Annotated in this window: 19 protein-coding genes, 1 tRNA gene and 1 other RNA gene; 10 read left to right on the top strand and 11 right to left on the bottom strand. The window is 41.1% G+C overall.

Features of this window, described 5'->3' with window-relative positions:
- Nucleotides 1-2: 2 nt before the first annotated feature.
- Complete coding sequence (locus tag G0029_RS04360) at nucleotides 3-542, top strand: DOMON-like domain-containing protein (RefSeq protein WP_180039574.1); 540 nt, start codon at nucleotides 3-5, stop codon at nucleotides 540-542.
- A 239-nt stretch (nucleotides 543-781) separates the two neighbouring features.
- Here G0029_RS04360 and G0029_RS04355 read toward each other — a convergent pair whose 3' ends face one another.
- Nucleotides 782-1,267 (bottom strand): hypothetical protein, encoded by a 486-nt coding sequence (locus G0029_RS04355; protein ID WP_180106626.1) that lies wholly within the window; start codon nucleotides 1,265-1,267, stop codon nucleotides 782-784.
- Between the two features lie 309 nt (nucleotides 1,268-1,576).
- On the opposite strand from G0029_RS04355, the gene carA reads away from it, so the two are divergent.
- The 3 genes from carA to greA all read left to right on the top strand — a co-directional run bounded on the left by carA (nucleotide 1,577) and on the right by greA (nucleotide 6,547).
- On the top strand, nucleotides 1,577-2,719 hold the full coding sequence (gene carA, locus G0029_RS04350) for a glutamine-hydrolyzing carbamoyl-phosphate synthase small subunit (RefSeq protein WP_180107747.1): 1,143 nt from the start codon (nucleotides 1,577-1,579) through the stop codon (nucleotides 2,717-2,719).
- Between the two features lie 13 nt (nucleotides 2,720-2,732).
- On the top strand, nucleotides 2,733-5,963 hold the full coding sequence (gene carB, locus G0029_RS04345; protein WP_180107746.1) for a carbamoyl-phosphate synthase large subunit: 3,231 nt from the start codon (nucleotides 2,733-2,735) through the stop codon (nucleotides 5,961-5,963).
- Nucleotides 5,964-6,070: 107 nt separating this feature from the next.
- Nucleotides 6,071-6,547, top strand: a complete 477-nt coding sequence (greA, locus tag G0029_RS04340; protein ID WP_078192164.1) for a transcription elongation factor GreA — start codon at nucleotides 6,071-6,073, stop codon at nucleotides 6,545-6,547.
- Between the two features lie 79 nt (nucleotides 6,548-6,626).
- On the opposite strand, the gene G0029_RS04335 is transcribed toward greA, so the two are convergent.
- On the bottom strand, nucleotides 6,627-7,214 hold the full coding sequence (locus tag G0029_RS04335; protein ID WP_078192165.1) for a TetR/AcrR family transcriptional regulator: 588 nt from the start codon (nucleotides 7,212-7,214) through the stop codon (nucleotides 6,627-6,629).
- Nucleotides 7,215-7,355: 141 nt separating this feature from the next.
- Between G0029_RS04335 and G0029_RS04330 the strand changes: the two genes are divergently transcribed.
- A complete protein-coding gene (locus tag G0029_RS04330) occupies nucleotides 7,356-7,760 on the top strand; it encodes a RidA family protein (RefSeq protein ID WP_078192166.1) in 405 nt (134 codons plus the stop codon).
- A 101-nt stretch (nucleotides 7,761-7,861) separates the two neighbouring features.
- Complete coding sequence (locus G0029_RS04325) at nucleotides 7,862-8,479, top strand: CatB-related O-acetyltransferase (RefSeq protein WP_078192167.1); 618 nt, start codon at nucleotides 7,862-7,864, stop codon at nucleotides 8,477-8,479.
- Here the strand turns inward: G0029_RS04325 and G0029_RS04320 are convergent.
- Complete coding sequence (locus tag G0029_RS04320) at nucleotides 8,463-9,869, bottom strand: P-loop NTPase fold protein (protein WP_078192168.1); 1,407 nt, start codon at nucleotides 9,867-9,869, stop codon at nucleotides 8,463-8,465. The two genes, G0029_RS04325 and G0029_RS04320, sit on opposite strands and share 17 nt — an antisense overlap.
- Nucleotides 9,870-10,029: 160 nt before the next feature.
- Here G0029_RS04320 and G0029_RS04315 point away from each other — a divergent pair, with 160 nt between their 5' ends.
- Nucleotides 10,030-10,608: a hypothetical protein gene (locus G0029_RS04315; RefSeq protein WP_180107758.1), complete on the top strand. Its 579-nt coding sequence runs from the start codon at nucleotides 10,030-10,032 to the stop codon at nucleotides 10,606-10,608.
- 68 nt (nucleotides 10,609-10,676) lie between these two features.
- Here the strand turns inward: G0029_RS04315 and G0029_RS04310 are convergent.
- The 4 genes from G0029_RS04310 to coaD all read right to left on the bottom strand — a co-directional run bounded on the left by G0029_RS04310 (nucleotide 10,677) and on the right by coaD (nucleotide 11,989).
- Nucleotides 10,677-10,753 (bottom strand) — tRNA-Met (locus G0029_RS04310).
- Between the two features lie 73 nt (nucleotides 10,754-10,826).
- Nucleotides 10,827-11,206: RNase P RNA component class A (gene rnpB, locus G0029_RS04305), an RNA gene on the bottom strand.
- A 26-nt stretch (nucleotides 11,207-11,232) separates the two neighbouring features.
- Nucleotides 11,233-11,496, bottom strand: a complete 264-nt coding sequence (locus G0029_RS04300) for a YfhL family 4Fe-4S dicluster ferredoxin (protein ID WP_180107745.1) — start codon at nucleotides 11,494-11,496, stop codon at nucleotides 11,233-11,235.
- Between the two features lies 1 nt (nucleotide 11,497).
- Nucleotides 11,498-11,989: a pantetheine-phosphate adenylyltransferase gene (coaD, locus tag G0029_RS04295; protein WP_078191350.1), complete on the bottom strand. Its 492-nt coding sequence runs from the start codon at nucleotides 11,987-11,989 to the stop codon at nucleotides 11,498-11,500.
- 137 nt (nucleotides 11,990-12,126) lie between these two features.
- Between coaD and smpB the strand changes: the two genes are divergently transcribed.
- Nucleotides 12,127-12,600 (top strand): SsrA-binding protein SmpB, encoded by a 474-nt coding sequence (gene smpB / locus G0029_RS04290; RefSeq protein ID WP_078191351.1) that lies wholly within the window; start codon nucleotides 12,127-12,129, stop codon nucleotides 12,598-12,600.
- Between the two features lie 53 nt (nucleotides 12,601-12,653).
- Here smpB and G0029_RS04285 read toward each other — a convergent pair whose 3' ends face one another.
- From G0029_RS04285 to rluD, 4 genes are all read right to left on the bottom strand, one after another.
- On the bottom strand, nucleotides 12,654-14,003 hold the full coding sequence (locus G0029_RS04285; protein WP_078192170.1) for a hypothetical protein: 1,350 nt from the start codon (nucleotides 14,001-14,003) through the stop codon (nucleotides 12,654-12,656).
- 229 nt (nucleotides 14,004-14,232) lie between these two features.
- Complete coding sequence (locus G0029_RS04280; RefSeq protein WP_180109771.1) at nucleotides 14,233-14,784, bottom strand: flavodoxin family protein; 552 nt, start codon at nucleotides 14,782-14,784, stop codon at nucleotides 14,233-14,235.
- A 40-nt stretch (nucleotides 14,785-14,824) separates the two neighbouring features.
- Nucleotides 14,825-15,565 (bottom strand): peptidoglycan editing factor PgeF, encoded by a 741-nt coding sequence (gene pgeF / locus G0029_RS04275; RefSeq protein WP_180107744.1) that lies wholly within the window; start codon nucleotides 15,563-15,565, stop codon nucleotides 14,825-14,827.
- Nucleotides 15,566-15,609: 44 nt separating this feature from the next.
- On the bottom strand, nucleotides 15,610-16,662 hold the full coding sequence (rluD, locus tag G0029_RS04270) for a 23S rRNA pseudouridine(1911/1915/1917) synthase RluD (RefSeq protein ID WP_180107743.1): 1,053 nt from the start codon (nucleotides 16,660-16,662) through the stop codon (nucleotides 15,610-15,612).
- A 71-nt stretch (nucleotides 16,663-16,733) separates the two neighbouring features.
- Between rluD and G0029_RS04265 the strand changes: the two genes are divergently transcribed.
- Nucleotides 16,734-17,717, top strand: a complete 984-nt coding sequence (locus G0029_RS04265; protein WP_180065829.1) for an outer membrane protein assembly factor BamD — start codon at nucleotides 16,734-16,736, stop codon at nucleotides 17,715-17,717.
- A 220-nt stretch (nucleotides 17,718-17,937) separates the two neighbouring features.
- Complete coding sequence (locus tag G0029_RS04260; RefSeq protein WP_180107742.1) at nucleotides 17,938-19,866, top strand: DNA primase; 1,929 nt, start codon at nucleotides 17,938-17,940, stop codon at nucleotides 19,864-19,866.
- The last annotated feature ends 21 nt before the right edge of the window (nucleotides 19,867-19,887 follow it).

The following is a 19,887-nucleotide window of genomic DNA, read 5'->3' as shown; positions in this document are numbered from 1 at the left end:
TTATGGCAAGTTTCGAACTCAGCGCTTTTGATCGTCGCTTTCAGGCTGTATCAGTCGTTGGTGCTATCGAACAACAAAGCCCATATACTTTAAATGTGGGTTATTGGATTCGAGACCCAAACCAACTGATTCAATGGCCAGAATTGGTATCAGCTCACCCACGAATCGATTTTTTGTGGGAAGACACCTGCTATGAAATTTTCATTGGGGTTCAAGGCGAAGACTACTACCGCGAAGTCAACCTCTCCCCTTCCCAAGCATGGCAAGCTTACCAGTTTGAAGAATATCGCTATCCAGAAGATATGCCGCCACAAGCTGCTTACGATATTGAACTGAATCAGTTGAAACGGACGCACTATGGCTTAAATGTCAGTCTTGATCTGACAGAATTTATGCTGAAGTACAAACTTAAATGGGAAGATCTATATATCGGTCTAACTGCTGTACTGAAAACTCCTCAAGGTGAACAGTACTATGCCATGCAGCATAGTAGTCCAAATGCTGACTTTCACAACAAACGTGATTGGCTACATCAGTTCTAAACTTTTTAATGTTTTGATCTTCGATAAAAAGCAAAAGTACGATCTTTTGCTTTTTTATTGCCTGCTTATTTTTAAATAAGTGCTTTGTACTTAAATGTACTATTCACAATAAGGGAGCCATTAATGGCTCCCTTATGCATATATAGCGTTAACTTTAAGTTTAATTCGCTCTCACCCAATCCAGCTCCCTGGAATGACTAGACTTAGCTTAAGCGTATTAAAATTCATGTCATTCACAATTAACTTTTAAGATCTGTGGTTTGATCCGTAACATCAGCTTTCACTGGTGAAACTTTTTTCCACGCTTCTAAAGTATGTTCCTTAGAACGCTTAAATGTTTCTGTTAAATGATCTTTGTGCTTTCCTGAAATTTGAGTCACATCTTCTTTCAGCTCTTTTCCAAGTTTTGAAAGATCATCAATAACCGTATTAAACTCAGTTTTCACAAACTCTTTGAGTTCACTAAAATCTTTTTGCGATGAACCAAACTGAACTTTTAACTGATCAAGTTTATTCAATACATCTTGCTTCAACTGACGCAATTGATCTTGCACACTGGCATTCAACTGCTTTGCCTCTGCTCCGATCTTTTCTTTGCTTTCAGTGACCGCTTCTGTGGCTTGGACACTCGCTTCTTTTGCAACTTGTTCAAGCTTTTCAGCACCTTCGATAACGACTTCTTTCAGGGAGGATTTAGCCGCTGTTTGTTTTTGTTGTGTTGCCATGACTTTGTACCTATAGTTTTTGCTGACCGAACCACAATAGCGCTTATTGATAAATTTTAATTTATGATTTGTCTGACAATAATTAATTGCTTACATTTTTCTACGATTTTGCAAAACCAAACTTTATTCTAAAATGCAAGCGCTTTATCTGCTTTATTCCTAATATTTACAATGGACTTTCAGTGGCTTTCTGCGTATAATGCCGTGTTAAGTTCAAGCGAGCAGATGTAAGGAGGGTAGGTTTTTAAGCAGCCTTCCTTTTTTTTCGTCTTCTCGCTTTTTTACAGCCTAAATTTCAGGAGCTTTGGTTTGAGCACCCCAGCAATTTTAGCCCTTGCCGATGGTACTATTTTTAAAGGTACTTCAATTGGCGCATCGGGTAGTACGACTGGTGAAGTCGTTTTCAACACTGCCATGACTGGCTATCAAGAAATTTTGACTGACCCAAGTTATGCACAACAACTTGTGACCCTAACTTACCCACATATCGGTAACACAGGTTGTAATGATGAAGACGCTGAGTCAGGTCGAATTCATAAAGTATGGGCCAACGGATTGATCATTCGTGACCTACCTTTATTGCATAGCAACTTCCGTGCTGAGCAATCACTAAGTGATTACCTTAAACAACACAATGTTGTTGCTATCGCAGATATTGATACTCGTAAATTAACGCGTATTCTGCGATCAAAAGGTGCGCAAAACGGTTGTATCCTTGCTGGTGAAAACGCGACTGAAGAAGAAGCGTTAGCTAAAGCACGTGCTTTTGGTGGTCTTAATGGTTTAGACCTTGCAAAAGAATGCTGTGATCCGACCGGTTTCGAGTGGACTGAAGGCTCTTGGGCGCTTAGTAAAGGTTTCGCTCAACCAGAACTTAAATTCCATGTTGTAGCATACGACTACGGTGTCAAAACCAACATCTTACGTATGCTCGCAGACCGCGGTTGTAAATTGACTGTCGTGCCTGCGCAAACTCCTGCTGCTGATGTACTTGCGCTGAATCCAGATGGCGTGTTCTTATCGAACGGCCCCGGCGATCCAGCAGCATGTGATTATGCAATTGAAGCTGTAAAAACAATTGTAGAAGACGCACGTAATGTACCTGTATTCGGTATTTGCTTAGGTCACCAAATTCTTGCACTTGCATCAGGTGCAAAAACTGTGAAAATGCCTCACGGTCACCACGGTGCTAACCATCCTGTACAAAACTTAGAAAATGGTACAGTGATGATTACTTCTCAAAACCACGGCTTCACAGTGGATGCAGAAACTCTTCCTGCAAACTTGAAAGCTACGCACAAATCGCTGTTCGACCAAACCCTTCAAGGGATTCATCGTACAGACAAACCTGCGTTCAGTTTCCAAGGTCACCCAGAAGCAAGCCCTGGTCCACATGACTGCGCACCACTGTTCGATCATTTCATCGAACTTATCGAAGCATCTAAGAAGTAATTAAGGAAGCATCATGGCTAAACGTACAGACATTAAAAGCATCTTAATTATCGGTGCTGGTCCGATTGTGATCGGTCAGGCATGTGAGTTTGACTACTCAGGTGCGCAAGCATGTAAAGCCCTTCGTGAAGAAGGCTACCGTGTTATTTTGGTGAACTCTAACCCAGCGACCATTATGACTGACCCTGCGATGGCAGATGCAACGTATATCGAACCGATTACGTGGCAAACTGTTGCAGCGATCATTGAGAAAGAACGCCCAGACGCAGTTCTTCCTACAATGGGTGGTCAAACAGCATTGAACTGTGCCCTTGCCCTTGATGAGCACGGCATTTTAGAAAAATACAATGTTGAATTGATCGGTGCGACTAAAGAAGCAATTGAAAAAGCCGAAGACCGTAAACTCTTCGACCAAGCAATGCGTAAAATTGGTCTTGAATGTCCAAAAGCTGACATCGCTGAATCAATGGAAGAAGCGTTAGAAATTCAAGCACGCTTCGGTTTCCCTGTGATTATCCGTCCATCATTTACGATGGGTGGTTCAGGCGGTGGTATCGCATACAACAAAGAAGAATTTATCGAGATCTGTGAACGCGGTTTCGACCTTTCTCCTACTCACCAACTTTTAATTGATGAATCATTGATTGGTTGGAAAGAGTACGAAATGGAAGTTGTTCGTGACAAAAACGACAACTGTATCATTGTATGTACCATTGAAAACTTTGACCCAATGGGCGTGCACACAGGTGACTCAATCACTGTTGCCCCTGCACAAACATTAACAGACAAAGAATTCCAACTTTTACGTAATGCCTCTTTAGCAGTACTTCGTGAAATTGGTGTAGAAACGGGTGGTTCGAACGTTCAGTTTGGTATTAACCCGAAAGATGGCCGTATGGTTGTGATCGAGATGAACCCTCGTGTTTCTCGTTCATCTGCTTTGGCATCTAAAGCAACCGGTTTCCCAATTGCAAAAATTGCAGCGAAATTGGCAGTCGGTTATACCCTTGATGAATTGAAAAATGACATCACTGGCGGTACAACTCCTGCATCATTCGAACCTGCGATTGACTATGTTGTGACTAAGATTCCTCGTTTCAACTTCGAGAAATTCCCACAAGCTGATGCAACTTTAACTACACAGATGAAATCTGTGGGTGAAGTCATGGCAATTGGCCGTAACTTCCAAGAGTCAGTACAAAAAGCGCTTCGTGGTCTTGAAGTGGGTGCTGCTGGCTTTGATGAAAAAATCGAAGTGGGTACTGAAGGTGCGAAAGAGAAAATCCTTCAAGAACTTAAAGTGCCTGGTCCTGAGCGTATTTGGTACGTAGGCGATGCATTCCGTCATGGTTTCACGTTAGATGAAGTGTTCGCTGCGACGAATATTGACCGTTGGTTCTTGATCCAAATCGAAGACATCATCAAAACTGAAGAGAAAATCAAATCTTTAGGTTTTGGTGACTTAAACGCTGACAACATCCGTTCGTTCAAACGCAAAGGTTTATCTGACCTTCGTATTGCGAAATTGATGGGTATTTCACAAAAACAATTCCGTAAACACCGTTGGAACTTGGGCGTGACCCCTGTTTACAAACGTGTAGATACATGTGCGGCTGAATTCGAATCTGATACAGCTTACATGTACTCAACTTACGATGAAGAATGTGAAGCGAATCCGTCTACTCGCGACAAGATCATGGTCATCGGTGGCGGTCCTAACCGTATTGGTCAAGGTATCGAGTTCGATTACTGCTGTGTACACGCTGCCCTTGCAATGCGTGAAGACGGCTATGAAACTATCATGGTGAACTGTAACCCTGAAACAGTTTCTACGGATTACGACACATCAGATCGTTTGTACTTCGAACCAATCACTTTGGAAGATGTACTTGAAATCGTACGTATCGAGAAGCCTAAAGGCATTATCGTTCAGTACGGCGGTCAAACTCCGCTTAAATTGGCTCGTGCTTTAGAAGAAGCTGGTGCGCCAATTATCGGTACATCACCTGACGCGATTGACCGTGCAGAAGACCGTGAACGTTTCCAACAAATGATTCAACGTCTACAACTTCGTCAACCAAACAACAGCATCGTAAAATCTGCTGAAGAAGGTATGGCTGAAGCGGCAAAAGTTGGCTACCCACTTGTGGTACGTCCATCTTATGTACTTGGTGGTCGTGCGATGGAAATCGTGTACAACGATGACGAATTGAAACGCTACTTACGTGATGCGGTTCAAGCATCGAACGAAGCACCTGTACTTCTTGACCACTTCCTAGATGATGCGATTGAAGTTGACGTAGACTGCGTATCTGACGGTAAAGACGTTGTGATCGGCGGTATCATGCAGCATATTGAACAAGCTGGTATTCACTCAGGTGACTCAGCATGTTCTATTCCTCCTTACTCTTTATCTAAAGAAGTACAGGACGAAATGCGCCGTCAAACCATCGCTATGGCAAAAGAGCTTGGCGTAATTGGTTTGATGAACGTTCAGTTTGCGGTTAAAGGTACTGATGTATACATTCTAGAAGTAAACCCACGTGCATCACGTACTGTTCCATTCGTATCTAAGTGCATTGGTGAATCTTTAGCGAAAGTTGCTGCGCGTTGTATGGCTGGTCAATCTTTAGAATCTCAAGGATTCACTACAGAGATTATTCCTGAACACTTCTCTGTAAAAGAAGCAGTGTTCCCATTCAACAAATTCCCTGGTGTTGACCCAATTCTTGGCCCTGAGATGAAATCTACAGGCGAAGTGATGGGTGTAGGCAAAACATTTGGTGAAGCGTTCTATAAAGCTGTGTTAGGCTCTAATGACCGTTTACCTGGCCTACCAACAGAAGGCGAAGTTAAACATGCATTCTTATCTGTTCGTCATTCTGACAAGCCTCGTGCTGTTGGTATTGCGAAACAGCTAACAGATCTTGGCTTCAAAGTCATCGCTACTGGCGGTACTTATGATGTGATTAAAGATGCTGGTATTGAATGTGAACGTGTGAACAAAGTGACTGAAGGCCGTCCTAATATCGTAGACCGCTTGAAAAATGGCGAAGTTCACCTCATTATCAATACAACTGAAGGCAAACAGGCTCAAGAAGATTCATTCTCGATCCGCCGCTCTGCATTACAAGGTAAAGTGTATTACACAACTACCCTTAACGGTGCTGATGCAGTATGCCAAGCTTTAGCAATCAAATTGCCAATGGATGTATACCGCTTACAAGACCTTACTAAAGGTTAATTAAGTTACCGAGAAGTCCCGCCACCTCTCGGTGGCGGGCTTTTTTTCATTTCTAGGTCAGTAAAAATTTTACTGATTTTTTCTTTTTACAAACATGAGGGACAACAATGCAACGTTATCCTATGACTCCCGAAGGCAAAATTGCCCTAGAGAAAGAATTACAGCAACTTAAAAGTGTTGATCGTCCACGTATTACTGCAGCAATTGCTGAAGCGCGTGAACATGGGGATTTGAAAGAAAACGCTGAATACCACGCTGCTCGTGAGCAACAAGGTTTCTGTGAAGGCCGTATCCAAGATATCGAAGGTAAATTGGGTGCTTGCCAAGTGATTGATGTTAAATCACTTGAGCAAAATGGCCGTGTGGTTTTCGGTGTGACTGTGACCATTGAAAACTTAGATACTGAAGAACAAAAGACTTATAAAATCGTTGGTGATGACGAAGCAGATTTTAAAATCAACAAAATCTCTGTGAATTCACCAATTGCGCGTGGTCTTTTGGGTAAAAACGAAGGCGACGATGTAAAAATCAACACACCACAAGGTGAAGTTGAGTATGAAATTTCTAAAGTTGAATATCTTTAATTCATTAAGATAAGCAATTTTAAGCCCCTCTTTTGAGGGGTTTTTTATATTCAGACAATTGATTATCAACAACCCCACTCTATCCTTCTTTTAACAATCCTGACGCAAAGACTTGAAAGGCATGTAATGCTTCTGGGAGTGCCTGTTCAGGATGCTCACTGGAGGCGACCCAAAGTGCGGCATTCATGGCAGCGCCATTTAAAAATACGGCAGCCGCTTCAGGATCTACTGCTTTAATTCGATCTACTGCCAATAACTGTTGTACGCACTCACGGGTAGACTGCAAACATTTGTTTTGACTGGGCCAATGTGCAGGATCTCCCAATACAGCTGGCCCATCACGCAGTACAATACGCTGAAATTCAGGATTCAAAGCATTTTCAATATAGGCTTGCCCTTCAAGCATCAGCCCTTCCCAAAGATCTTCAGGCTGCTCCAGATGCTGCTGGGCAGATGAAGCCATTTCTGAATCAATTTGATCGACCACAGCAGCAAATAAGCCCCGTTTGTCGCCAAAATGATGGTACAGCGCGCCACGGGTCAGCCCCGCGTCTGCCGTGAGTTTATCCATGGACGTGTCTGCATAACCATACTCAGCAAATGCACGACGTGCCACTTCAATCAGTTTCTTGCGGGTTGCCGCCATTTTTTGTTCACGAACAGACATTGCTTTGCTTACCTCATCCTTACCAAAATTTTAATTGACATACGGCCCGTATGTCAATTATGTTTACATACGAAGCGTATGTAAAAACTTATGCCGTTTTTAAAAATATTTTTTTAAATTTAACATTAAGCGAGAATAGTCATGACAAGAACTGCAATATTTCCCCAAGATCGGCATGCTTTGTATGAACAGCATGGTTACTCGGCTGCCATCAAATCGGAAGATTTACTCTTTGTATCAGGTCAGGTTGGTAGCCGTGAGGATGGTTCTCCTGAACCTGATTTTGAGAAACAGGTAGAACGGGCTTTTGAAAACCTGGCTGCAACATTGGCAGCTGCTGGTTGTACTTTTGATGATATCGTTGATGTCACCACCTTTCATACTGATCCTGAACAGCAATTTGAAAGCATTATGAAAGTCAAAAATCAGGTATTTACCCAAAAGCCTTATCCGAACTGGACAGCGATTGGTGTGAATTGGCTGGCGGGTTTTGATTTTGAAATTAAGGTCATTGCCCGTATTCCTCAACAATCTAAAACCACCTAAAAACTTAGTTTTGCCATCAGTTCATTTGTGGAATTGGATTGTTCACCAGCGTAAAGATCTATTCGGTATAATGGCACATTCCCTATTTTTGTATCCCAGTTATGTCTGAAAAATTGATTAATTCACCTGTCAATCATTGGTGTGAATTTGAGTTCATCTCTAAAACAGTGAAGAACCCAAATATTCACATCAAAGGTAATTATTCATATTATTCTGCATATTGGGATCAGGGTTTTGAGCGCTGTGTGGTGCGTTATTTGCACGACAAACCCGCAACAACTGAGAAGCCGATAGACCAGCTACATATCGGTAATTTTGTCTGTTTTGGCGCAGAATGCGTGATTATGATGGGTGGTAACCAACTCCACCGCACGGACTGGATTTCAGCCTTTCCGTTTGATACACGGAGTTTTGTCCCTGCGGGTGACACAATCATTGGTGATGGATGCTGGATCGGCTCACGTGCCATGATTATGCAAGGTGTTACACTGGGTGAAGGTGCTGTCGTTGCTACAGGTGCTGTGGTGACTAAAGATGTGCCACCTTATGCAGTAGTAGGCGGAGTCCCTGCTAAAATTATTAAATATCGCTTTCCTGAAGAAGATATCAAAAAACTACTTTCCCTCAAGCTCTATGACTTAGATGAAAAGCAGTTTTTAAAGATGCGGGAAAAATTGCAGACGGATGATGTTGATACATTAATCAAATATCTAGATTAAATCCCGATTCAACATAGTTTTTCCAATCAATTATAAAATCATCGGAGTGTTTTAATTTCTGGATAGCAAAGGGAGTATAAGTTTCCAGCATATACAATTCTTTGGCATCTTGTTGTCCCACTGATACATATTTTTCATTCAATGTTACTTGTTTATTATATAAATTTCCTATATGAAATTCATCAATGAAATATTCAGTTCGTAGTTTACTGATAATAATATTTCCAAGAAATTTACTGTCACTAAAAGACAAATTAAATTTTTCAACTAACTTACTTAAAACTAAACGAAATATTTTCAAATCTTTTGAAAATTCCACACCAAATACAAACGCAATTAATATTAGGTTTTTTCTAAAATCATTAGTTTTCAAAATAGCATATTGATTAATTTTTCTTTTTAATTCACGTGAGTTGAAGTTTTTATAATTTTGTAATGCTAATACCCAAAAAAAGAATTCATTTAAAGCTTCTTTATGCTCCATCTCACCAATTCTATAAAGTTCTTCCTTCAATACATTTTCATAGTTAATATAAGGTTCCAAATTTGGAAATTTAATTGTTAAATCTATAAATTTTTCAAAATAATCAGCTGTTATCTCTGCTTCATAACCATAAAAATTCTGAACTGACTGTGATAATTGTGGCTTATTCATCACCAAAACAAAAACAATTTTAGGAATATCAAAGAAATGTTTAACCCTTTCAATTAATCGTATCGCAAAATCAGGACGACAACGATCCAATTCATCAATAATAAAAACTAAAGGTTTATCTAATTTTCCAGCTAATACAGCAAGTTCTTTCTTAAAGTCATGAATTGTTTGTTTCTCAACCTGATGATTCTCAATTTTCTTTTCGATTTTCTCCTTAACTTTTGCAGCTATTTCCTCACTTGCTGTGTCATACAACGCTTTTCCTTCTTCATATACCTCTTTAAATGCTTCTCCAGCTCCACCCAAGCCAATCCAATGCATGCCCGCTTTAGCCGCAATCATTGGTATGACAGCCGCCAACGATATTAATACTGAAGCAGTCTTAGCATTAAAATCTTTAATTTCATCATCATCAATTTCTTCTGACTCTTTAAAAGTTTGACTTATTTCAGCTGCAATCGTTAAAAATGGATCTTCCAAATAATCATTAGCAAATGCATCCAAATAGATCACGTTATGCTGAGTATCATCTAAATGCTTCGCCCAATGACGGACAAACCACGTTTTACCCTCACCCCATCGTGCATCCAAAGCAAGAACAGCACCGCAGTTTAAGCGATCAACATAACTTGTAAGCTGCTCTCCTAAACGACGGCGATCCCAAAGATCACCTTCCCATGCAGTTTCAATATTCTCAAAATTATCTTTAGGCCAGTTTAATTGGTTATCTATCATTTCTATTTATATTCATTAAGTTAACTATGTATTGAGTATAGCAGTAGCGCTATAAATTAACATTTACACATGAGCATCTCGTAACTTGTCATAACCTTTTCTCCAAATTCATTCTATAAAGAACTCACAAAATAAAAAAAACCACTTTTCAGGATGAATGATGACGAGAACCACTCAATTCTCAGGCATATTTATACTTGCCCTGCTGGCAGCAGTCGTCGCAACTTTTTGCGATGCGATTTATGTCTATACCCAGACACTTAGTTATCCCAACCCATTATTTTTCCATCAAGCTTGGTGGGTATTCCCAGGCTTTTTTATTGCCTTTGCTTTCATGGCATTTAGCTATATTCAACTTACACAACGACTTAAACACTATGTGATGACTCAGCTCAGTTGCCATCATGACGGCACTGCGCCCCTCGTCGAAAGCCTAATACTATTTGCCATAGTCTATATACTCAGCGGATTTGGCAATTTTCATCCAGAAGCACTTTGTTGGATTTTTTACATTAGCTTTTTTATTCGCTGGCTATTTAGCTATGAGCGTACATGGCTACTGATATTGGCCATCATGCTTGCCATTGGTGGCATGTTCTTTGAAGGACTATTGGCAGAGTTTGCATTAGTCAAATATCGCCATGAAGATATTTATAATGTGCCGTATTGGCTAGGTGGCGTATATATGCATGGCGCATTTGCCTTACGTGCAGGCATGCGTCGTTTTGTTTACCGTTAATTTTTTAAATTTGGAAGATTTAGAAATAAAAAAAGACCACTCAATCGGAGTGGTCTTTTTTTTGAATATGGTGGCTATGACGAGACTTGAACTTGTGACCCCCGCATTATGAGTGCGGTGCTCTAACCAACTGAGCTACATAGCCTTAAACTGTGCGCGCATTATGGAGGGATATTTAAATATCGTCAAGCCCATAATGCGCGTATTTGATCAAAATTTGTTGAAGTGAACCGATAAGCCGGGTTCTGTCGAGGACGATCATTCCTCTAGGCGTACAATCACTCATACGCTCAAGCGACCTACCCGGATCCAGCATGGGCCATGCCTAAAGGATCCCTATTTGGTCTTGCTTCCGGTGGGGTTTACCATGCCATGAACTGTTACCAGTCATGCGGTGCGCTCTTACCGCACCCTTTCACCCTTACCTCCGATTTTGATTGCTCAAAACCATAGTGAAGGCGGTCTACTCTCTGCTGCACTTTCCGTCGGCTCACACCGCCCAGGCGTTACCTGGCACCTTGCCCTATGAAGCCCGGACTTTCCTCCCCTGCTTTAGTCACGGAGACCTATACACAGCAGCGATCGTCTGGTTCACTTCGGGGCGCATTCTAACAAATCTGACAACTAATTGCTTGATGTTTTTTGAGCAGTTAGTTTTTCGTACTTTTGTTGAAGCTGTTCCTGAGTTTCAGAATGAGCCGGATCCAATGGAATACAATCTACCGGACAGAACAACTGACACTGCGGTTTATCGTGATGCCCAACGCATTCCGTACACAAATCAGGGTTAATCTCATAAATGAGTTCCCCCATGAAAATCGCCTCATTGGGGCATACAGGTTCACAGACATCGCAGTTGATGCATTCATCAGTGATATATAAAGACACTCTACCAACCTTGCTGTTGTTTACGCTTAAAGGCTTCCACAACAGCTTGTGGTACAAACTGAGTGACATCACCATTTAAACGTGCAATTTCACGCACGAGCGTAGATGAAATAAACGAATATTGCTCTGATGGGGTTAAGAACACGGCTTCAAATTTACTGTCCAAACGGCGATTCATATTTGCCAATTGAAATTCATATTCAAAATCTGAAACTGCACGTAAACCACGTAACACGGCTGTTGCTTTTTGCTCGTTAAAGAAGTTGACCAACAGCCCATCAAAACCTACAAACTCAACATTTGACAAATGACTTAAAGACTCTTGCGCTAGTGCAACACGTTCTTCCAGACTAAACACAGGGTTTTTGTGATGTCCAATTGCAATTGCCACGACAACTTCGTCAAACATGCGTGATGCACGTGTCACTAAGTCGATATGACCATTAGTAATTGGATCGAATGTGCCCGGATAAATTACACGAGTTTTAGACATCCAGTTGTACTCTGTTATTTTGTAGACGGGTATTTTAACAAAATCTTGATTTATAGGTGAAGTCAGCTTGTAAATTTAAAAACTTCATCTTATTCAAAGTTCGGGTACAATAGTGCTAAGTTTGGAAGTTTTTGATTATGACGAAAGCAGTAGTTAAAAAAAATAGTAGCAGTACGATTGCCCTAAATAAGCGTGCGCGTCACGATTATTTCATTGAAGAAAAATTTGAAGCGGGTCTTTCATTACAAGGCTGGGAAGTCAAATCAATGCGTGCGGGTCGTATGACTATCGTAGAGAGCTATATTACGTTTAAAAATGGTGAAGCATTTTTATTCGGCGCTCAAGTGCAACCTTTACTGAGTGCTTCGACACATGTGGTGCCTGAAGCAACACGTACTCGTAAATTATTGCTGAACCGCCGTGAAATTGAAAAACTACAAGGTGCGATTAACCAAAAAGGTTATTCATGTGTGCCTTTGGCATGTTACTGGAAAGGTCCTCATGCCAAACTTGAAATTGCCCTAGTAAAAGGTAAGCAGCTTCACGACAAGCGTGCAACGGAAAAAGACCGTGATTGGCAGCGCGATAAAGCCCGTATTTTTCATAAATAAGTTCAATAAAAAAACCTCCATCTTGGAGGTTTTTTTATTTTTAAATTGCAGATTTAGCAGAATTTCAACCCACCAAAACAGTTAGTCCGAACTTCCTGATTCCCCAAGACCTGATTTTTTAAAGTTAAATTGGCCGCACCTGCATTACTGAGGTTAATTGAACCTACATTTTTATAAATTGGCAGACCAAATGCTGCACCAACAGCAGAACCTAACGGAATATAAATTGGTTCATTGGTTAAAATTTGCGATACTTTTTGAGCAACTTGTGGCAAGACGCCTGAGATATCCACTTCAGATGTTGGATTTAATTTGCCAATATTGATCGGGTCTTTAAATGACATCCACCAACCTGTACGTGCAATATCATCTGCATTGGCATCTGGCCAACTGATATCTTGAGATTGAAGCGATAAATAACCGGCTGTGCCATTTAATGGGATGTTATGAATCATATTTAAGGCTTGCTCAAAGGTAATGTTCATTTTCAAACCATCAATTGATGAACCCGAATCCATAAAGAACTGCGCCCCTTCTACCCATAACAAATTACGGTCAAGTTTGACCTGCAAACTACCACTATCACGGTTGAGTTGAATCGACGGTACAGTCGCACTGATATTTTTGGCAACGGCTTGAGTTTGTCGTTTTCCGTTGATAGTAATTTCAGGGACGGTAAACGGCACATTCATTGAAGGAATTTTTAAACCCTTACTATTTTCGGGTTGGCTAACAAAGCTACGATCATTGTTCCAAATCGTATTAATCACCAAGTTACCGGATAAAGTCTCACTGCTGCTATCACCAAAAATCGCTGCTTGGGTCTTTGCTGTCCCTGTAGTTGGTGCAATTTTCATATAACCGCTTAGCGACTTAATCCCATCTGTCGGCGCACCCGTGTTTTGAATACCTGTGGTCAATAAACCTGTAATTGATTCAGCACTGACACGGAAGCCTTTAACTTCGCGTAAAGCGGCTTGTTTTGGGTTTTTAATTGCAAATTCAATAAACGGATTTTTCAGTTCGGCACTTGTTGACGCTCGATCACCATTAAAGACGGGATTACCGTTGGCATCAGTTGAAGTAGCATTACCACTCAACGCCAGATGACGAATATCAATATCACAGCCATTTGACCCATTTACCCCACCACAGCCGAGTTGCAAACTTTTGACATTGACGTTCAGATCCATGACGGCATCTAAACTGAGTTTGTAGAAACCAATATTTTCATCGACCATTTGTTGGTTGACCAAAATAGGATCGGTATAGGACATATTCATCAATGCAGCACCATTGATGGCAGACAATTCTTCATCGGCTAATCCCACCAATCCTTCTGCTGCAAAAACAACGTCAGAAACACATAAGGTCAATGCCATTGCGACTATTGTTTTTTTCACGATTATTTAATCCTTTTTAATATTCGTCACTCATCCCGAGTGAAATTTATGAGAAGATTAAATCAATAGCGTTGGCGTAAATGAATGGCAATTTGTGACACGCATCACAACTCAATTATACAAAATGCCAATTTTCACGAATTTTAGGCCAATAAAAACCCCAGTAACATTTCCATCACTAGGGTTTTCAAAGATTTATAAATGATAGTTCAAACGATTTATTTACAAATTAATTAACTTTATTTAACAACAGTCCCAGATATTCACCAAACCAAATAGCGGTTTCTAAATCACCCGCAGGTGGCGTGACTTCAACAGGCGCATTATCCGATTGTGTCATTAAACCTAAAAAACTCGACATCCGATTTAAATCTGTTGTGCTTCGTCCAGTTGGTATCAATGGAAGACCGCTCCACAACATGCCGTGCTGCATGGCGAATAAATTGATTTGCTGCAATACTGCCAATTTATCTCCACTTAAGCCGCCACCATTGGTAAAACCAGCGGCTAACTTGCCTTGCCATGTCCGTGCTAACCAGCGTTTAGATGATTGCTCCATGAATAATTTCATTGCCGCACTCATACTGCCCATATAGGTTGGGCATCCAAAAACGATGGCATCTGCACTGTCCAATTCATCCCAATCCACATGCTCTACATTCATGAGATGGACTTTTACACCGGCTTTTTCTGCACCTTGTACAATGAAATTCGCCACTTTGGCAGTGTGCCCATAGGGACTGTGGTAAACAACAGCAAGAGATTTAGCAGTCAAAGACATAACATTTAAAAGTCGATAGATTCAGTCAAGTTTAGCATTTTCAAAGCATAAAGACGAATGTTGCCATACGTCCTGTTTTCGCTTCGCGGCGATATGAAAAATATTCTTCAGTTTGCAAAAAGGTACATTGGTCGCCACCTGTTACGGCTTTAACCCCATGTAATGCAAGAATATAACGCGCTATCGCATAAAGATCAGCATAATATTTGCCTTCCCTTACACCAGCTTTAAATGCACTTTCAAGTTCTGGGTATTTGGAACAAAAGGCAGCTTTGACTTCTGCACCAATTTCAAAACTCTCTTGGCAAATAGCTGCCCCCAACCAAGCCCATGTTGGCTGAGTGTGCATGGCTGCAATGGTGTTTTCCACAATACCGTTGGCCAAGCCCTTCCAACCTGCATGCAGATTGGCAACTTCTGTCCCGTCAGTATCACCTAAAACCACGGGTAAGCAGTCTGCGGTCATCATCATCAGGGCATGGTGTTTAGACTGCGTGACCATACCATCGCCTTCGGGTGCAACAAAGTTGATCTGTTCATCAATGCGATGGCATAGCGTACTGTGGGTTTGGTTCATCCAGCTGATTTTATTCACGCCATATTCAGCAAAGTCTTTGAGCAATTGCATCCGGTGCTTTTGCACACGCGCTGCATCATCTCCCACATGCAATGCCAGATTAAATCCTGTCAGTTCAGGTTGTTCAGCAGGTTGCGTCTGATCATGATGAACTCGAGTTTGTCCCACAAAAACACCCTGTGGAAGTCCCTGAACAAATTGCATGTTGCCGTCCTTTTCTATCTATGGCGTGTAAATCAGTTTAAAACTTAATAAGCTTTGTTTTCGCTACGTAATACTTCAACCAATTGATTAAAGTCTTCAGGCCATGGTGCTTCAAACATCATGTCTTCACCTGTACGTGGATGAACGAGACCCAATTTAACCGCATGTAAAGCCTGACGTTTAAAGCCACGTAAAGTGTCATCTAATAACACCGACGCGCCTGCAGGCATACGTACACGTGGTACATACACTTGATCGCCCACAAGACCATGACCGATATAAGTGAAATGCACACGAATTTGATGGGTACGACCCGTTTCTAAACGTGCTTGAACGCGGGTAAAGTTTTGGAAACGTTCTTTCACATTATAGTGAGTCACCGCATCTTTACCGCCCGGCAAGACTGCCATTTTGATGCGATCGACAGGATGACGTTTAATTGGTTCATCGACTGTACCGCCAGCAATAATGTTGCCATATACGATCAAATCGTAAATACGGTAAACCGATTTCTTCGCCAATTGCTTACTTAAAGAAAATTGGGATTCGAGGTTTTTCGCAACAACCAACAAACCTGAGGTGTCTTTATCAATACGATGCACCAAACCTGCACGGGTCAACTCTGAAGATTTTGGGTAATGGTGCAAAATTGCATTCACCAATGTGCCTGTACTGTTTCCAGCGCCCGGATGTACAACCATACCGACAGGTTTATTAATCACCATAATATCTTCATCTTCATAGACAATATTAAGTGGAATATCTTCAGGTAAGCTACGGGTTTGTGCTTCTAACTCGACGTCTAAAGTCAATAACTCTGTGCCTTCGCATTTGTACTTTGGTTTCACAGTGTTACCATTGACCAACAAATGGCCCTCTTTGAGCCACTGTTTTAGCTTTTCACGAGAAAAATCAGTCCAAACCAGTGCTGAAACCTGATCAATACGTTGTCCTAAATAGCTTTCATCCAATTGAAATTGCAACGATAAACGTGTTGCAGTTGAGTCTGAAGTATGGTTATCTGCATCCTCAGAATCTTCAAGTAAATTGAAATCAGTTTCAGGGAAATTAGAATTGGAAGATTGTGCTTGACTCATTTGCTCATTCAGACAAAAGTGGTTTAATAGTTCAATTGTAGCTCATTGCCCGTATTAACAGAGGAATTTTTATGTCGCTACCAAAATATAAAATGACAATGCTTGCTCTAACAATAGGCATTGCATCGGCAATGGTAGGCTGTAGCAGTAATCCAAAGAAAGAAGTGGTCGACACAGGTCCACAATCAAGCGAACAGATTTATATCGAAAAAGCACAAAAAGCGCTTGAACGTAACCAATATACAGATGCAGCAAAACACCTTGAAGCTCTAGAGACCTACTACCCTACAGGTAACTATGCGCAGCAAGCACAACTTGAACTATTGTATGTAAAGTTTCAGCAAAAAGACTATGAAGGTGCGATTGCACTTGCAGACCGTTTTATTCGTATGAACCCACAACATCCGCAAGTTGATTATGCGTATTACGTGCGTGGTGTTTCAAACATGGAGCAAAACTACAATGGTTTGCTTCGCTATACTTCTTTAAAGCAATCGCATCGTGATGTAAGCTATCTCAAAGTGGCTTATCAAAACTTTGTCGACTTTATCCGTCGCTATCCATCGAGCGAATATGCAGTCGATGCCGCACAACGTATGAAGTTCATCAGTCAAGAATTGGCTGAAAGCGAAATGAATGCGGCGCGTTTTAATGTGAAGCGTAAAGCATGGTTAGCTGCTGTTGAACGTTCACTTTGGGTGATCGAACATTATCCGCAAGCACCGCAAGTTCCAGAAGCTCTAGCGACTGTAGCCTATGGTTACGACAAACTTGGTGATAAAACCACGTCTCAGCAATACATTGAAGTACTTAAACTGAACTATCCAAAACTTGTGAAGTCAGACGGTACGGTCAATATGCGTGCTGCACGTAGTGAAGGCAGCTTCCTTAACCGTGCAACTTTGGGTATTTTCGGTAAAGAAGCACAGACGATGTCTGAGCAAACCTCTACAGACGTAGTTGAAACCGATGAAGAAAAACGCAGTTTAACCAATCGTTTAAGCTTTGGCTTATTGGATCGTCCTCATAGCGAAAAAACTGAGTCGTCAGAATAAGCTGAATAATATAGTCGCAACGAAGGTCGATTTTTCACAAAGGGCAAGTTAGAATACTTGCCCTTTTATCTTTTCAGGATCTACAGATTCGGTTAGATTAAAAGGTATACAATAGTTCGATGGACGATGCTGTACTGGATCTCCACCTGAACTTACAGCATTGCTGATTTCAAAATATTTCCGAACTGCCCAAATTCAATAGATAGACAGATAAAACAGCATGGCCATTCCTCAACATACAATTGATCAAATTTTAGATCGCACCGATATTGTCGATGTGATTGGTCAATTTGTGAAATTGAAAAAGACTGGACGCACCTACTCAGGATGCTGCCCATTCCATCAGGAAAAATCGCCATCTTTCCATGTCTATCGTGATAAACAATATTTTCACTGCTTTGGTTGTCAGGCCAATGGTAATGCCATCCGTTTTTTAATGGATATTGGTAGCCGTAACTTCATCGAAGTAATGAAGGATTTATCTAGCCAAACGGGTATTGAACTACCGAAAGACAATAACGATTCCAATAAACTCAAATATAAACGCGAATCTAAACCCAAACCTGTACAAAAACCTCCAATCGAAGCAAAAGCTCTGCCACCCAAAACAGGCGAAACCGACACAAATCCTGCTGCAGTAAATTTCGAACACGACCCATTTGCTGAGTTTCAAAATAACGAAGATGCCTTTTATGGGAACGATCCGTTTGCTCACTTTGACCAAGTTACCAATGGATTTGAAGATGTGCCGCAAGACGGAAACTTATATGACTTGCTGGAAAATGTCGCACAGTTTTATGAGCAACAACTTCCGCTCAGTCCAATTGGGCAAGCTTATTTTAAACAACGGGGTCTCAGTGCAGACACCATCGCCTATTGGCGCTTAGGCTATGCCCCTGAAGATTGGCAACATCTGGAAAAAGCCTTTCCACAAGATATCGAAGGACTCAAACTTCTCGGTTTGATTCGAACCAGTGACAGTGGTCGTGACTTTGACCTACTGCGCGAGCGGGTGATTTTCCCGATTCGAGATGCGAAAGGTCGTGTGGTCGGTTTTGGTGGTCGTGCCTTAAATGATGAAATCAAACCGAAATACATCAACTCCCCAGACTCTGAAGTTTTCCATAAAAACCAGTTACTTTATGGTTTATACGAAGGCCGTAAACAAAAAGCCCAAGATTGGTTAATGGTCGAAGGTTATATGGATGTTATTGCCCTACAGCAATATGGCATTCATGGCGCTGTAGCGACTTTAGGGACTGCCAGTAATACTGAACATTTAAACATTTTATTTAAGCAAAATAGCCGCATTACCATTGCATTTGATGGTGATGCCGCAGGTCAAAAAGCAGCTCGTCGTACGCTCGAAATTGCCCTTCCATTACTGAATGATGGACGTGAACTTAAATTCTTTGTATTGCCGAATGACCATGACCCAGATTCATTGATCCGCCGTGAAGGTATTGAAAATTTTCGACGGTTACTGCACACCTCACCGCTTCTTTCTGAATTTGTTTTTGCACATTTAACGCAAAATCATGATGTCAGTTCACCTGAGGGTAAAAGTCAGGTGATGGGTGAACTCAGACAGCTCACTGAACTGTTGCCGAAAGGTGGTTCATATCGTTATTTGCTACAACAATATTTCCGTGAAAAATTAGGGTTTAGCCGAAAGTGGCAGCCTCAAGTCAATAATGATGCATCATTGAGCTTTAGTACAAAAATTGATGCTGAAGAATATGTGATTGCGATTTTAATCAATCATCCTTATCTCTACATTCACTTTGAGCCTTTACGCGCCTTAGTTTCACAAGACCTATTGCTTTATCATGTGTTAAATATTTTCAATGTGATTTTTGAGGAATTGCCTGATGATCCAGAGTTATCCACCTATTATGTACTCGGTGCTTGTGCAGCACATCATCATGAATTACAACATATTTTAGAACATGCCAATATCAGTGACTATACGTCATCACCTGAACAAGCAGATAAACTTGCGGCAGATTTATCGACAAAATTGCAATATCAATTCTTACAACTCAAGATCAAGTCGAATAAGTTTTCAAGCCTTGCAGAAATGCGTAATTTAAAACAACGTATTTATGATATTGATAAAAAAAGATCACTCACGCTCCTTGAAGATTAAGTTTTAATTTCAAGTTCAAGC

It is taken from the genome of Acinetobacter sp. YH12138, assembly GCF_015218525.1.
Taxonomy (GTDB): Bacteria; Pseudomonadota; Gammaproteobacteria; order Pseudomonadales; family Moraxellaceae; genus Acinetobacter; species Acinetobacter amyesii.
This window is presented reverse-complemented; position numbering and strand designations above follow the sequence as displayed.

Coding starts and splice junctions, on each gene's coding strand:
- G0029_RS04360 (WP_180039574.1), top strand. CDS start 3: ATGGCAAGTTTCGAACTCAGCGCTTTTGATCGTCGCTTTCAGGCTGTA.
- G0029_RS04355 (WP_180106626.1), bottom strand. CDS start 1,267: ATGGCAACACAACAAAAACAAACAGCGGCTAAATCCTCCCTGAAAGAA.
- carB (WP_180107746.1), top strand. CDS start 2,733: ATGGCTAAACGTACAGACATTAAAAGCATCTTAATTATCGGTGCTGGT.
- greA (WP_078192164.1), top strand. CDS start 6,071: ATGCAACGTTATCCTATGACTCCCGAAGGCAAAATTGCCCTAGAGAAA.
- G0029_RS04335 (WP_078192165.1), bottom strand. CDS start 7,214: ATGTCTGTTCGTGAACAAAAAATGGCGGCAACCCGCAAGAAACTGATT.
- G0029_RS04330 (WP_078192166.1), top strand. CDS start 7,356: ATGACAAGAACTGCAATATTTCCCCAAGATCGGCATGCTTTGTATGAA.
- G0029_RS04325 (WP_078192167.1), top strand. CDS start 7,862: ATGTCTGAAAAATTGATTAATTCACCTGTCAATCATTGGTGTGAATTT.
- G0029_RS04320 (WP_078192168.1), bottom strand. CDS start 9,869: ATGATAGATAACCAATTAAACTGGCCTAAAGATAATTTTGAGAATATT.
- G0029_RS04315 (WP_180107758.1), top strand. CDS start 10,030: ATGACGAGAACCACTCAATTCTCAGGCATATTTATACTTGCCCTGCTG.
- coaD (WP_078191350.1), bottom strand. CDS start 11,989: ATGTCTAAAACTCGTGTAATTTATCCGGGCACATTCGATCCAATTACT.
- smpB (WP_078191351.1), top strand. CDS start 12,127: ATGACGAAAGCAGTAGTTAAAAAAAATAGTAGCAGTACGATTGCCCTA.
- G0029_RS04280 (WP_180109771.1), bottom strand. CDS start 14,784: ATGTCTTTGACTGCTAAATCTCTTGCTGTTGTTTACCACAGTCCCTAT.
- pgeF (WP_180107744.1), bottom strand. CDS start 15,565: ATGCAATTTGTTCAGGGACTTCCACAGGGTGTTTTTGTGGGACAAACT.
- rluD (WP_180107743.1), bottom strand. CDS start 16,662: ATGAGTCAAGCACAATCTTCCAATTCTAATTTCCCTGAAACTGATTTC.
- G0029_RS04265 (WP_180065829.1), top strand. CDS start 16,734: ATGTCGCTACCAAAATATAAAATGACAATGCTTGCTCTAACAATAGGC.
- G0029_RS04260 (WP_180107742.1), top strand. CDS start 17,938: ATGGCCATTCCTCAACATACAATTGATCAAATTTTAGATCGCACCGAT.